The organism is Mesorhizobium sp. M0772, from assembly GCF_040320135.1.
GTDB lineage: Bacteria > Pseudomonadota > Alphaproteobacteria > Rhizobiales > Rhizobiaceae > Mesorhizobium.
In genome coordinates this window covers 58,317-72,307 of the sequence record NZ_JAMYPB010000013.1, presented here as the reverse complement: position 1 = coordinate 72,307, position 13,991 = coordinate 58,317, and the positions used below count along the sequence as shown (strand labels likewise).

The 13,991-nt window shown below is 63.2% G+C and carries 12 protein-coding genes and 1 pseudogene; 10 read left to right on the top strand and 3 right to left on the bottom strand.

The genetic code is table 11. From position 1 onward, the window contains the following. The first annotated feature begins 12 nt into the window (after window positions 1–12). Genes NKI06_RS11875 through NKI06_RS11855 form a run of 5 tightly spaced genes read left to right on the top strand, consistent with a single transcriptional unit; the run spans window position 13 to window position 6,654 of the window. Window positions 13–804 (top strand): cyclase family protein, encoded by a 792-nt coding sequence (locus NKI06_RS11875; protein WP_023682742.1) that lies wholly within the window; start codon window positions 13–15, stop codon window positions 802–804. 14 nt (window positions 805–818) lie between these two features. Continuing rightward, entirely contained in the window at window positions 819–2,390 is a 1,572-nt protein-coding gene (locus tag NKI06_RS11870; RefSeq protein ID WP_023682743.1) for a phytoene desaturase family protein, read from the top strand. Then, complete coding sequence (locus tag NKI06_RS11865; protein ID WP_023682744.1) at window positions 2,390–2,872, top strand: MarR family winged helix-turn-helix transcriptional regulator; 483 nt, start codon at window positions 2,390–2,392, stop codon at window positions 2,870–2,872. The genes NKI06_RS11870 and NKI06_RS11865 overlap by 1 nt, the downstream gene beginning before the upstream one ends. Before the next feature lie 43 nt (window positions 2,873–2,915). After that, a complete protein-coding gene (locus NKI06_RS11860) occupies window positions 2,916–5,069 on the top strand; it encodes a thiamine pyrophosphate-dependent enzyme (protein WP_352985385.1) in 2,154 nt (717 codons plus the stop codon). Further along, window positions 5,062–6,654, top strand: a complete 1,593-nt coding sequence (locus NKI06_RS11855) for an indolepyruvate oxidoreductase subunit beta family protein (protein ID WP_352985383.1) — start codon at window positions 5,062–5,064, stop codon at window positions 6,652–6,654. Before NKI06_RS11860 ends, NKI06_RS11855 begins: the two co-directional genes overlap by 8 nt. 132 nt (window positions 6,655–6,786) lie before the next feature. On the opposite strand, the gene NKI06_RS11850 is transcribed toward NKI06_RS11855, so the two are convergent. After that, a complete protein-coding gene (locus NKI06_RS11850; RefSeq protein ID WP_352511436.1) occupies window positions 6,787–7,683 on the bottom strand; it encodes a LysR family transcriptional regulator in 897 nt (298 codons plus the stop codon). 228 nt (window positions 7,684–7,911) lie between these two features. Here NKI06_RS11850 and NKI06_RS11845 point away from each other — a divergent pair, with 228 nt between their 5' ends. From NKI06_RS11845 to NKI06_RS11830, 4 genes and pseudogenes are all read left to right on the top strand, one after another. Beyond that, window positions 7,912–8,646 (top strand): SDR family NAD(P)-dependent oxidoreductase, encoded by a 735-nt coding sequence (locus NKI06_RS11845; protein ID WP_352985437.1) that lies wholly within the window; start codon window positions 7,912–7,914, stop codon window positions 8,644–8,646. 50 nt (window positions 8,647–8,696) lie between these two features. Further along, window positions 8,697–9,449, top strand: coding sequence for an SDR family NAD(P)-dependent oxidoreductase (locus NKI06_RS11840; protein ID WP_023820886.1), 753 nt, complete (start codon window positions 8,697–8,699; stop codon window positions 9,447–9,449). Between the two features lie 32 nt (window positions 9,450–9,481). Continuing rightward, window positions 9,482–10,080: pseudogene (locus tag NKI06_RS11835) on the top strand (NADPH-dependent F420 reductase). Between the two features lie 137 nt (window positions 10,081–10,217). Further along, window positions 10,218–10,850: a class I SAM-dependent methyltransferase gene (locus NKI06_RS11830; protein WP_352985380.1), complete on the top strand. Its 633-nt coding sequence runs from the start codon at window positions 10,218–10,220 to the stop codon at window positions 10,848–10,850. A gap of 269 nt (window positions 10,851–11,119) precedes the next feature. On the opposite strand, the gene NKI06_RS11825 is transcribed toward NKI06_RS11830, so the two are convergent. Together NKI06_RS11825 and NKI06_RS11820 are read right to left on the bottom strand one after the other, a co-directional pair. Then, window positions 11,120–11,713: a DJ-1/PfpI family protein gene (locus NKI06_RS11825; RefSeq protein ID WP_023686902.1), complete on the bottom strand. Its 594-nt coding sequence runs from the start codon at window positions 11,711–11,713 to the stop codon at window positions 11,120–11,122. 160 nt (window positions 11,714–11,873) lie between these two features. Beyond that, a complete protein-coding gene (locus NKI06_RS11820) occupies window positions 11,874–12,572 on the bottom strand; it encodes a GntR family transcriptional regulator (RefSeq protein ID WP_352985378.1) in 699 nt (232 codons plus the stop codon). 175 nt (window positions 12,573–12,747) lie between these two features. Between NKI06_RS11820 and NKI06_RS11815 the strand changes: the two genes are divergently transcribed. Beyond that, complete coding sequence (locus tag NKI06_RS11815; RefSeq protein ID WP_352535606.1) at window positions 12,748–13,974, top strand: iron-containing alcohol dehydrogenase; 1,227 nt, start codon at window positions 12,748–12,750, stop codon at window positions 13,972–13,974. Window positions 13,975–13,991 lie beyond the last annotated feature (17 nt).

The following is a 13,991-nucleotide window of genomic DNA, read 5'->3' as shown; positions in this document are numbered from 1 at the left end:
GAACTTCAGACCATGGACACGCAAAAACTCCTCGGCGAAGTCGCCGGCCAGCTGCTTTCAGGCGCCATCAGGGTGGTCGACCTCTCTGCGCAACTCGGACCCGACACGCCTCTTATCAAGCTGCCGCCGGAGCTTGCCGTCGACACGCCAAAGGTCGAGATCCATAACATCTCCCGTTATGACAAGAACGGCCCGTGGTGGGCATGGAACTGGCTGAAGCTTGGGGAGCATTCGGGCACGCATTTCGATGCGCCGCAGCATTGGATCAGCGGCAAGGATTATCCGGACGGCGCCACCGACACCATTCCGGCGCAGAACTTCGTCGGCCCGGTCAATGTCATCGACTGCTCGAAGGAAGCCGCCGCCGATCACGATTTCCTGCTCACCGTCGACCACATCAAGGCGTGGGAGGCCAAGCATGGCGCCATCAGCCCTGGCGAGTGGGTGGTGATGCGCACCGACTGGTACAAGCGCAATGGTTCGGAGGCTGAGTTCCTCAACGCCAATGAGACCGGCCCGCATACGCCAGGTCCGACGGCCGAAGCCATCCAGTATCTGATCAGCAAGGACATCAAGGGCTGGGGCTCGGAGACGATCGGCACCGATGCCGGCAAGGCCGGCGGCATGGAGCCGCCATTCCCGGCGCACACGCTGATGCACAAGGCCAACCGCTATGGCCTTGCCAGCCTCTGCAACCTCGACCAGTTGCCGCCAAAAGGCGCCATCCTGATCGCCGCACCGCTCAAGATCGAACATGGCACCGGCAGCCCGATCCGCGCGCTGGCGCTGGTGTCGAAAGGCTGAGAAAGCACGCTGAGGTGAGCCAGCCGGATCACATCATCGTTGGCAGCGGCATCAACGCGCTGGTCTGCGCGGCGATGCTTGGCGGCAAGGGCGCGAAGGTGCTCGTCCTCGAGCGCAACGACCGCATCGGCGGCTGCATGCGTACCGAGGAGATCACCGCGCCCGGCTTCATCCATGACGTGATGGCGACCACCTTCGTGCTGTTCATCACCTCGCCGGCCTTTGCGGCATTGGGCAGCGATCTCGCGCGGCACGGGCTGGAGTTCTGTCACACCGGCACGCCAACCGGCGTGCTGCGGCCGGACGGCAGCCATGCCGTGCTCACCACCGACCGCGCCGCCAACGTCGCTGCAATCAATGCGATCGCCCCCGGCGATGGCGACCGGCACGCCGACGATGTCGGCAGCATCGAGCGCAATGCCGGCCTGCTGTTCGGCCTGCTCGGCGGCAGCCTGTGGTCTTATCCGACAGCCAAGCTGTTGGCCGGCGATGCCTGGCGGCGCAGCCCGCGTGGCCTTGCCGCTTTTCTGGGTGAGGCACTGGTGCCGGCGCGCAGCTGGTTGGAAAGCACCTATCAGTCCGAGACAATCCGCGCGCTGTGGGCGCCCTGGGTGCTGCATGCCGGGCTTGGACCGGAAGATGCTTTCTCAGGGCAGATCGCCAAGGTCATTGCCTTCGCGCTGGAAGCGGCCGGCGCGCCGATCGTCAAGGGCGGGGCGAAGAACCTGCTCGCCGCCTTCGAAGCCTTGATCCGTGAACGCGGCGGCGAAATCCGCACCGGCGCCGATGTCGCCTCGATCGTCCAGAGCGGTGGCCGCGCGACCGGCGTGCGGCTGGCATCCGACGAAACGATTACAGCAAACAAGAGCGTCATCTGCTCGGTCACGCCGACGCAGCTTTACGGCCGGCTGCTCGGCGCGGATGCTCCCAAAGCCGAGGTCGAGGCGACACAGAAATATCGCTACGGCAAAGGCAATTTCCAGATCCACTATGCGCTGGCCAAGCCGCCGGCATGGCGCGGCGAAGGCCTCGACAAGGTGGCGCTGCTGCACCTGACGCCGGGGCTCGATGGCGTCTCGAAAGCCTGCAACGAGGCGGCGCGCGGGATGCTGCCGGAAGTGCCGACCATCTGCGTCGGCCAGCCGCATGCGCTCGATCCATCGCGCTGCCCGGAAGGCAAGGCGATCCTGTGGCTGCAACTGCCCGAGGCGCCCCGGCACATCAAGGGTGACGCCGCCGGCAAGCTGCAGACGCCGGCTGACGGACAATGGACCGAGGCGCTGCGTGAAGCCTACGCCGACCGCGTCGAAACCATTCTCGCCAGCCACATCGATGGCTTCAAGGGCAGCGTGATTGCGCGCCGCGCCTATTCGCCGGCCGATCTGGAAGCGATGAACATCAATCTGGTCGGCGGTGATCCTTATGGCGGGTCCTCGACCCTCGACCAGTCGTTCCTGTGGCGCCCATTCAAGACCAGCCGCAACCACCAGACCGGCATCAAAAACCTCTATCACATCGGCGCGTCCACCCATCCGGGCGCGGGCCTCGGCGGCGGTTCCGGTTTTCTGCTGGCGGGGAGGCTTTGATGGAGCAGAAGGTTCCGGAAAAGCGCCAGCGCATTTCGACGCTTGGCCAGATCGGCCTGCAGCAATTCGCGCCCTATCTGATGAACCGCATCATGGGGCGCTACAACGCCACCTTGCGCGACGATTTCCGCAAGCAGGGCCTGACCATTCCGCAGGTCCGCACGCTGGCCGTGCTGTCGGTCACCGACGGCGTCACCGTCAACGACCTCTCGGTCTACACCGTCATCGAGCAGTCGACATTGAGCCGCACGCTCGACACGTTGGAAGGGCAAGGTTTCGTGCGGCGCGAGCAAGGCGTCACCGACAGCCGCATCCGCCATGTCTTCCTGACCGATGACGGCCGCGCCGAGTTCACCCGCGCCTGGCCGGCCATGCATGATGCGTTCGAGGCGATGTTCGACGATGTCGACGACGCCGAATACGCGGCTCTGATCGCCACATTGCAGAAGATGCTGAAGAACATTCGCAAGCACGACATCTAGACGCAGGCGCCGGCCGCACCGCCGGCAACGGAAGGTTGGAAAAATGGCCGAACGGTCTTTTGCCAAGGAAGTCGAAAAACTCAGGCTCGGCGATGGCGAGGAATTTGCCGGCGAAGGCATTCTCGCCATCACCAAGGCGCTGCTGCAATGCGGCGTCGGCTATGTCGGCGGATACCAGGGCGCGCCGATCAGCCATCTGATGGACGTGCTGGCCGACGCACAGGACATTCTGGGCGAACTCGGGGTGCATTTCGAGGCGAGCGCCTCGGAAGCCACCGCCACCGCCATGCTCGCTGCCTCGGTCCATTATCCGATCCGTGGCGCGGCGACCTTCAAGTCGACTGTCGGCACCAATGTCGCGTCCGACGCGCTCGCCAACCTTGCCTCCGGTGGCGTTACCGGCGGCGCGCTGATCATCGTCGGCGAGGATTATGGCGAGGGTTCCTCGATCATGCAGGAGCGCAGCCATGCCTTCGCCATGAAAAGCCAGGTCTGGCTGCTCGACCCGCGCCCCAACCTGCCTTCGATCGTCAAGGCGGTCGAGGATGGCTTCGAGCTATCCGAGGCGTCCAATACGCCGGTGATGCTGCAGGTGCGCATCCGCTGCTGCCACGTCCACGGCCATTTCATCGCCAAGGACAACAAGCGCCCGCCGATGACGGTGGCCGATGCGCTCGACGCGCCGCGCCGCGACACCGGCCGCATCGTGTTGCCGCCCGCCTCCTTCCTGCACGAGAAGGAGAAGGTGCAGAAGCGCTGGCCGGCGGCGGTGGAGTTCATCGCCAAGAACAAGATCAACGAATTCTTCGGCTCGGACCACGGCTCGGTCGGCATCGTCATGCAGGGCGGCATGTACAATTCGGTCATCCGCGCGCTGCAGCGTCTCGGCCTCGCCGACACCTACGGCGAGACGGATGTGCCGCTCTATGTGCTCAATGCCGTCTATCCCCTGATCGACGACGAGTTCCTCACCTTCTGCGAAGGCAAGCAGGCGGTGCTCGTGGTCGAGGAGGGCCAGCCCAACTACATCGAGCAAGCCTTTGCCGCCATGCTGCACAAGGCCGGGCGCGGCACCAGGCTGGTCGGCAAGGAGTATCTGCCGATGGCCGGGGAATATACCGGCCAGGTGATGCTCGACGGCATCGGCTCCTTCCTGCGCGCCGAGGCCCCGCATCTCTTGCCGGGTGAAGTGCGCGCGCCCAACAAGGTCGGCGACGGCGTCGACACTGCTGATCTGATCAACGTCGTGCCGGGCCGTCCGCCGGGCTTCTGCATCGGTTGCCCGGAGCGGCCGATCTTTGCCGCGACCAAGCTGGTCGAGCAGGAACTCGGCAAGCACCACATCGCCTCCGACATTGGCTGCCATTTGTTCTCGATCATGCCGCCCTTCGAGCTTGGCGCCACCACCATGGGCTACGGGCTCGGGCCGGCCTCGGCTTCAGCCTTCAATTCGCCCGACGCCAAACGCCGGTCGATCTCTTTCGTCGGCGATGGCGGCTTCTGGCACAACGGCCTGACCTCCTCGATCGGCAACGCGGTCTTCAACAAGAATGACGGCGTCATCGTCATCGTCGACAACTTTTACTCCGCCGCGACCGGCGGGCAGGACATATTGTCGTCGCGCGCAGGCAACAAGACCAAGTCGACAAAACATCCGATCACCGAGGCGGTGAAAGGCATGGGCGTCAAATGGCTGCGCCACATCGACCGCACCTACGATGTCGGCAAGATGCAGGACACGCTGCGCGAGGCGCTGACGACGGAGGAAAAGGGACCAAAGGTCATCGTCGCCTCTTCCGAATGCATGCTCAACCGCCAGCGTCGCGAAAAGCCGCTGATCGACAAGGCGATCAAGGGAGGGACGCGTGTCGTCAAGCCGAAATTCGGCGTCGACGAGGACATCTGCACCGGCGACCACGCCTGCATGCGGCTGTCCGGCTGCCCGTCGCTGTCGGTGAAATCGCTCGACGATCCCTTGCGTGACGATCCGGTGGCATCGATCGACCAGAGCTGCGTCGGCTGCGGCAATTGCGGCGAGGTGGCGGACGCCGCCGTGCTGTGCCCATCCTTCTACCGCGCCGATGTCGTGCACAATCCGGGCCGCTGGGACCGTTTCCTGGAAAGCGCTCGCCGCGCCGTGATCGGCCTGATGCAGCGCCGCCGCGAGAGCCGTAGGTTGACGTTCGCCGATGCTTGACCAGGCTTCGCCCTTGCGTCCGAAATCCGCTGCCGCCGATACCGAGCCGGTGATCAAGCTCGCTTTGCTCGCGGTCGGTGGCCAGGGCGGCGGTGTGCTCGCCGACTGGATCACCGATGTCGCCGAGCGCAATGGTTACGTCGCGCAATCGACCTCCGTCGCCGGCGTCGCCCAGCGCACCGGCGCTACGATCTATTACGTCGAGATGGCCCGCGACACCGGCCGGCTGCCGGTCTTTGCCCTGTCGCCTTCGCAGGGCGACGTCGACATACTGATCGCCGCCGAGCTGATGGAAGCCGGCCGCGCCATCATCAGGGGCTTCGTCACGCCCGATCGAACCACGCTCATTGCTTCTTCGCATCGCATTGCCGCGGTGTCGGAAAAGATCGAGCCGGGTGACGGCCGGGCCTCGTCTTCCAAGGTACGCGCGACGGCGGAAGCTGCATCGAAACGCTTCGTCGCTTTCGACATGGAAAAGATCGCCGCCGACAATGGCTCGATGATCTCGGCCAGTCTGCTTGGCGCGCTGGCCGGCTCCGACGCATTGCCGTTCAAGCGTGAAAGCTATGAGCAAGCGATCGGCGCCGGCGGCCGGGGCGCGAAAGCCAGCCTCGCTGCCTTCGCCGTTGCCTACGACCGCGCGCGCGGTACGACGGTCCCCGCGCCAGAGCCGGCAGAACCGGCCACGGTCGAACCAGCTCCGGGTGCAGGGCGCGTGAGCGGTCCGCAGAACCTGCTGCAGGGTTGGCAGGCGCTGGCCGCCCGCATCGACCTGATGCCCGCGGCGGTGCGCGACATGGCGCTCCGGGGCCTGAGAAAGGTCGTCGACTACCAGGACATCTCCTATGGCGGCGAGTATCTCGACCGGCTCGACCAGGCGGTCGCGCTGGATAGCGCTGAACATGCCCATGCATTGTCCATCGCTGCCGCCAAGCATCTGGCCAACGCGCTGTGCTACGACGACATGATCCGCGTCGCCGATCTCAAGACACGTTCGACGCGTGACCGGCGGGTGCGCAAGGAGGTGGGCGTCAAGGACGGCTCCATCCTGCAGGTGACCGAATATTTCCATCCGCGCATCGAGGAGTTCTGCGGCACCTTGCCGGCGGGGTTGGGCAGCTACATCGAGAACCGACCGAAACTTGCCGGCTTTCTCGACCGGCGCATCAATCACGGCCGGCGCATCCGCACCGACAGCTTTGCCGGCTTTGCGGTCCTCTGGTTCATTGGCGGCCTGCGCCGCTGGCGCCGCCGCCTGTTGCGCCACAAGGTGGAGACGGCGCATCTGGAGCGGTGGTATGCATTGGCACTTGGATATGTGCCCCAGGATTACGCGCTCGCCGTCGAAATCCTGAACTGCCGCCGGCTGATCAAGGGCTACAGCGACACCCACCTCCGCGCCCAGTCCAAATTCGACCGCGTGCTGTCGGCGCTCGATCTGGTCAAGGGCCGCGATGACGCTGCCGACTGGATCAGGCGGTTGCGCGAAGCTGCGCTGAAAGACGAGAAAGGCGACATGCTCGATGGCGCGCTGAAGACGGTGGCATCGTTGTCTGATCATGGTGTGGGAAGAGGTCGAGCTTAGGCTGGTACCTCTACGCTACTGCCGCCGTTTCCTACTCCCACTGGATTCGCGGATTGAACACGCCGCTTCAGGCGATCGCAGCTCGGCTTCCACCCGGATTGCGGGAAGCGTTGCCGGCGGACCTGCCGGGGGTCAGTCGCGCGATATGGACAGCCCCGAGAGAAGCGGAGCGTACGTGGCGAGCCTCCGGGATACGAACTCCGTGAAGAGCCGCACCCGCTTCGTCTTGCGTGTCTCGCCTTGCGTGAGAAGCCACAGTGTCCCATGCATGGGCACGTCGATCCCCGGCACCCTCACCAGCAGGGGGTCGGCATCTCCGACGAAGCACGGCAGTTTCGTTATCCCAATCCCCTGGTGCGCCGCGATGATCTGCGTCTCGGCGTCAGGTGTCCTGAACGGTACTCCCGTGACGTGAACTTCTCCCTCGCGCGCCCAGTCCGGAATTCCATGATTGTCTATGCCTATCCACCGGATGGGATCAGGCGTGCCCGCACGCCACGCGGCTAGTCGATCGCGAGACATGTAGACGCCGCTGAACAGCTCCGGTCCCTTCAGGCCGTGAAGATTGAGCGGCAGGGTCTTGCGGTCGGCGACAATGCGGATCGCGACGTCGGCCTCTCGGTTGGTCAGATTTGCCAGCTCGCCGGACGACAAGATTTCCATCTCGATGTCGCGATGCAAACGCGCGAAGTCGGCGAGATCCGGCATGAGCAGGTGTGTGGCGAGGAACGGTGGAAGCGTCACCCGCAAAAGCCCGCGCGCGCTCTGGTCACGACCGAAGACTCGCGTCTCCAGCTGGTGCGACGACGCTTCCATCTGGGTCGCGAGATCGAGGACCTCTTCGCCCGCAGCCGTCAGGCGGTAGCCGGAAGGCAGCTTTTCGAACATCTGCGCCCCGAGGCGTTCCTCGAGCTGAGCGATGCGTCGCAGCACGGTCGAGTGGTTCACACCGAGGTGTGCGGCGGCAGCACGCACCGAGCCTACGCGCGCGGCGGCAAGAAAGTAGCGAACGTCATCCCAGTCGATCATGGTGCATTCCTGCGCAGCGCAGTGCGGCTTGCAAAGCACATACTAACACGATCAGCCGTAGTTCGTGCGGTCGCCGCGGCGTTCAATCATCTAGCTGGATCGTTTTCGCACCAGCGATGTGCGCGATTGCGCACTCACCGCCCGACTTCGGCGAACCCATCTTGAGGCTCTCGCGGGACTTTCCCGTACAGCCAAAGATACGAGACGGCGAAACGAAGGATGCATGACATGAACAGACTGAATGGAAAGACCGCTGTGATAACTGGCGGCGCTACGGGCATCGGCCGCGCCGCAGCCAAGCGCTTTATCGAGGAGGGCGCCTTCGTCTTCATCTTCGGCCGCCGGCAGGAAGCGCTCGACGCCGCCGTGGCTGACCTTGGGCCTGGTGCCCGCGCGGTTAAGGGCTCGGTCTCGGATGAGGCCGACCTCGACCGACTCTACGCTGCGGTGAAGGCCGAGCGCGGAAGCCTCGATATCGTCTTCGCCAATGCCGGGGCGGGAAGTCCGCTTCCGCTCGGGCAGATCACCGCCAGGCACATTGACGAAACCTTCGACACCAATGTGAAGGGTACGATCTTCACGGTCCAGAAGGCGCTGCCGCTGATCAGCCAGGGCGGTTCGATCATCCTGACCGGCTCGAGCGCCGGCACCACGGGCGCTCCGGGGTTCACTGCCTATAGCGCGAGCAAGGCGGCAGTGCGCAACCTGGCGCGGACCTGGGCGGAGGACCTGAAGGGCACCGGCATCCGGGTAAACGTGTTGTCGCCCGGGGCGACGGCGACCGAACTCGCGAAGGAGGCGTTGGGCGAGGAAGGCCAGAAGGCCTACGGCGCGATGACTCCGCTCCAGCGCATGGCCGATCCGGCGGAGATCGGGGCCGTGGCCGCCTTTCTCGCGTCGCCGGACAGCAGCTTCATGACTGCCAGCGAGGTCGCCGTCGACGGCGGCCTGGCTCAACTCTGACCCCCAGCGCGGTCCATACCTGGCCCGTGCGCAACGAAAGACAAAGAATTATGAAAAAACTCGAAGGCAAGATCGCAGTCATCACGGGCGGAAGCAGCGGGATCGGATTGGCCACAGCCAAGCGCTTCGTAGAAGAAGGAGCGCACGTCGTGATTACCGGGCGAAGAGAGAAGGAGCTGAAGGAGGCCGCAGCCTTCATCATGAAAAACGTTACGACGGTCGTGGGTGACGTGTCGCTCCTGGAAGATCTGGATCGCCTCTATGCCGTCGTGAAGGAGAAATATGGTCATATCGACATTCTCTTCGCCAACGCCGGCGCGGGGACGATCGCACCGCTCGCCGTCGCTACCGAGGCACATTTTGATCAGACCTTCGATGTGAACGTGAAGGGTCTGTTCTTTACGGTGCAGAAGGCCCTTCCCCTGTTCAAAGACGGCGGTTCGATCATCCTGAATTCTTCAGTGTCGAACGTGTTGGGGCTTCCAGGGTTTAGTACCTACGCCGCGAGCAAGGCGGCTGTACGCAACTTCGCGCGCGCTTGGACACTGGAATTCAAAGACCGCAAAATCCGCGTCAATGCAATGAGTCCGGGACCAATCGAGACGCCGGCCTTGGAGACAACGACTGGCCTTACCCCTGAGCAAGCGGAGCAAGCGGCCGCCCAGTTTGCGTCACAGATCCCAATGGGTCGCAGGGGCAAACCAGAGGAAATCGCTGCTGCCGTAACGTTCCTCGCCTCCGATGAAAGTTCTTTCGTCACCGGCGTGGATCTCGCCGTCGACGGAGGCATGGCGCAAGTCTGACCCCGGCATTAGCACCAGATCGGAGAAGTACTATGAACTATGCAATCGTAGGATTCGGCAATATCGGACAGGCCCTTGCCAAGGCGTTTGCCCGAAACGGCATCGAAGTTTCCGTTGCAACCACACGCGACCCGGAAAGCTTTGCCGCCGATGCGGCCGCGATCGGACCCACGATCATCCCCAAAAACTGGCGGAAGCCATCAAGGCGGACATCATCTTTTTGGCTGTCCGCTTCGAGGCACACCCGAATGTCGCGAAGGCGCTCCCCACCTGGCAGGGGAAGACGATCATCGATGTGACCAATGCCTATGGCGTGCCCCCGGAGGAACTGGGAGGACAACCTTCTTCCAAGTTCATCGCGCAGGCCTTCTCTGGCGCAAAACTGGTTAAGGGCTTCAACCATTTGGTCGCCCCGGTGCTTGATCAGGATCCGGCCGTACATGGTGGCCGGAGGGTCGTGTTCTTGGCAAGCGACGATGACGCTGCCGCAACACAGATTGGGGAGCTTGCGGAAAATCTCGGTTTCGCGCCGATCAAGCTTGGCGGGGTGTCGGAAGGTGGCCTGCTGGTCCAGGCGCGCGGAAACAGCTGGTGTCATCTGATCTTTGAGGACCTAGTCAAGTTCGACTGACGAGCACGACGTCCCCACCCGCAAAGAGACGACGCACGCGATCGGAGCTCGGATCGGATCAAGCCCGATCCGATCCGAGCAAAATGGAGAAATCACTATGAGCACCGAGAAGAATATCCACTCCTAAGGAGATTTCGATGTACGACCAATCCAAGGTATCCGATTTAATCCGGTTCGCACGAATCGAGGTGGGCTCCACCGTGATCGACGTCTACCCTGGCGACGGAGACTGGACGCGCCTCTTCTCCGACATCGTCGGATCAGAGGGGCGGGTCTACAGCTTCGTGCCGGCCGAAGTCGCCCACTTCAAGAACGATCCGGTCGGCCTCATGCGGACGCTCGCGAAGGAGCCGGGCCGAGAGAACGTCGAAGCCGCCTCGGCGGATCTCGTCGCGATGCCGGAGGTCACGCCGCCAGCCGATGTCCTATGGCTGCACCTGTTTTACCACGATCTTCACACCGCCCTGATCCAGAAGAAAGGTGCGACGGCGGCCGACTTCAATCGAGCTGTCTACAAGCGGCTGAAACCCGGTGGGTCCTACGTCATCGTCGACCACGCCGCCGCCGCTGGGTCGGGCACGAGCGACACTCAGTCGCTGCATCGGATCGACCCTGTATTCGTCCGCGAGGAGGTGGAGGCGGCCGGCTTCGTACTGGACGCGGAAAGCACCGTGCTGGTGAATAAGGATGACCCGCACTCGATCAAGGTGTTCGATCCCGCGACCAAGGGCGAGACCGATCGCTTCGCGTTTCGGTTCGTGAAGCCCTGACAGCTCCCGGGCGCCAACTTCATGTCGACCTCCCATTGAGTCCATCAACTCGGGTTCGCACCCGTCAAGCTGGGAAAGGTCAACGAGGATGGCGCGCTGGTGCACGCACGCGATGCGGCAGCGCTTGAAGGCGTCCGAGGTGATGATGGCACAAGGTTCTGGAGCACACCTGCCGCAGGTTCCTGATTTGAACTTGATGAAATGACGGAAGTCGCCGCGCCGTTGGAGGAGCCGGCGCATCCCCTCAGGGTTGCGCCGGGACAAACCGTTCAAGAATGGTGGATTTCCGTTCCCAGCACCTTCAGGCATTCACGGATGAACGCCGCAAGCGCGGTCCAGCCTTTGGCTGAAACCATGGTCCCATCGACATAGGCGTCGGTGGGAGACAGATCGATATAAGTGCCGCCGGCAAGCGTCACCTCCGGCTCGCAAGCGGCGAGCGCCGCCACCTTCTTGCCGCGCACGACGCCGTCGACCGCGATCAGAATCTGGACGCCATGGCAGATCGTGAAGATCGGCTTTTTCGCCTCGTGGAAATGGCGCACCATTGCTTGTATCCGCTTGTCGGTGCGGATGTATTCGGGGCCACGACCGCCGGCGCAATAGACAGCGTCGTACTGGCTCAGCTGCCTCTCGGCGTCGGCAAAGGTCTTGTTGATCAGCGCATTGTGGCCGGGCTTTTCGGTGTACGTCTGATCGCCCTCGAAATCGTGCAGCGACGTCTTGATCATGTCTCCGGCGCTTTTGTCGGGGCACACGACATGAACGGTGTGTCCCACCGCTTCCATCGCCTGCTGATAGACGAAGATTTCATACTCCTCGGTGAAATCACCGGTCAGCATCAGGATTTTTTTGGCTGGCATGTCTTTTCCTCTCGGCTTGTTTCAGGGGCGAGGTGCACTGCGCGCCTCCTTCCCGGTATCGAAATCGGCTCAGAACGGGGAGTAGAATTCGTAGGCGGCAGGCTGGGCGAACAGCGGCGCGCCGCGCTTGAGGGTGCCTCGGGCAAGCAACATCGCCAGGCTACTCGAACGCAGGCAGGAGCCTGTCCCGCGAATTTTCGATGTGCGCACGCATGGCTTTTTCGGCGGCGTCCGGATCGCCCGCGGCAAAGGCAGCGAGAATAGCCTCGTGCTCGTCGAGCGCCTCTTCGGTCACCCTGGAGTGATACATCAGCCGGAAGATATGGAAGTGGGTATGCTGGTGATTCAGTGTCTCGCGAATGAGTTCGTTTTGGGCAAACTCGACGATCTTGTCGTGGAAGATCGCATCCTGACGGGCGAAGTTCGAATAGCGCAGGCGTTCGTCTTTCCCCACCCGCCGAGCCATCACGCCGGCCGCCGCCTGCAGCGCGGCAAGGCGCTCGCCGTCCATTGTTGCGGTGGCTTTGGCCGCGGCGGCAGGTTCAAGCATTAGACGCAGCTCGTAAAGCTCGTCGAAGCGCCGGCGGGTGATTTGTGGGGCGGCGCGATAGCCGATCAGGTGAGTTTTCAGAACCAGCCCTTCCCCCTCCAGCCTGCCAAGCGCTTCACGAATGGGGGTATGTGAGACGTTGAATTCCTTGACGAGATTGTCGACGGTGATGCGCGATCCCGGAGCAATCCTCAAAGACATGAGCTGCGCGAAGATTGCTTCGTAAACGTCGCCAGCCAGACTGTTGGCGCGCTGAATACGACCGGTCGCACGGGCTTCATTGTCAACCGTCAGGTCCGTGTTCTGCATCGTTTGCCTCTTGACAGAACCACCCACTAACATGATGCTCCGCGAAACTCAATCCTATATCCTATACGATTTTGTTAGAGGGGTATCGCATGATCATGACCTGCAGCGCCGAGGTCGGCCTCTGGCACGAAGCCAAGCCTGTCGGCTTCCAATCCGTCTTCGCAGGATCTTGTGCATGAGCTTGTTTGCAGCGGCGCGCCTGCCGAGCGAGATTCTGTTCGGCAAAGGCCAGCGCCATGTCCTGCCTGCCATTGCCGCCAAATATGGGCGCCGCGCGTTCGTCTGTACCGATGAGCGCTTCGCGGCGACGTCGCAGTTCGCCGAGATTCTCGCTGGCTTGCACAACGCGGCGATCGAGACGTTGGTCTTCGACCGAACGCTGCCGGATGTGCCGCGCGACAGCGTCGCCGCCTGCATTGCGCAAGCGAAAGATTTCAAGCCGGACATGGTGATCGGCATCGGGGGCGGCAGTTGCCTCGATATGGCCAAATGCGCTGCACTTCTGCTCAGCCACGGCGGCAAGCTCGAGGACTACTATGGCGAGTTCAAGGTACCCGGCCCTACCCTTCCGGTGATCGCAGTGCCGACGACGGCTGGAACAGGCTCCGAGGTGACCCCCGTCGCCGTGATCTCCGACCCGGATCGGACGCTGAAAGTGGGTATCGCCAGTCCGCATCTCATCGCAGCAGTGGCGCTTTGCGATCCGGATCTGACGGTGACCTGTCCACCATCCTTGACGGCGATCGCCGGCGCCGACGCGCTGACGCACGCAATCGAGGCCTTCACAGCGGCCAAACGCGGCGCCGACCCTCATTTGCCGCAACAGCACGTGTTCATCGGCAAGAGCGCTCTGACCGATCATTTCGCGCTTTTGGCCATCAGGCTGCTCGGCCGCAGTCTGGAAAAGGCATATCGCGACGGATCGGACGAGGATGCGCGCGCCGACGTGATGATGGGAGCGCTGGCCGCCGGTTGCGCTTTCGGCACGGCGGGAACGGCCGCCGCCCATGCGGTGCAGTATCCCGTCGGTGCGCTTACCCACACCCCGCATGGTCTGGGGGTCGCCACCATGCTGCCCTATGTGATGGCCTACAACCTGGCCGCAGCAGCCGCGGAGATTGCGGAAGTCGGCACTGCTCTTGGCCTTTCCCTTCAGGGCGGCGGCGCCGATGCCTTGGCGCACGCCACCATCCGGGAGGTGAGCCGGCTGTTTGGCGCCATCGGCATCACGCCGACATTGGCCGAACTGGGTCTTCCCGAAGACAAGATCGACTGGACGGCCGAGCAGGCGCTCGGCATCGACCGATTGATCAAGAACAATCCGCGTCCGTTCGACCGCGCCGCGATGCGACGGCTGGTCAGGGCTGCGTATGACGGCGACATGTCCGCCACCATGATGTGATCGACCAGGAGTTCATC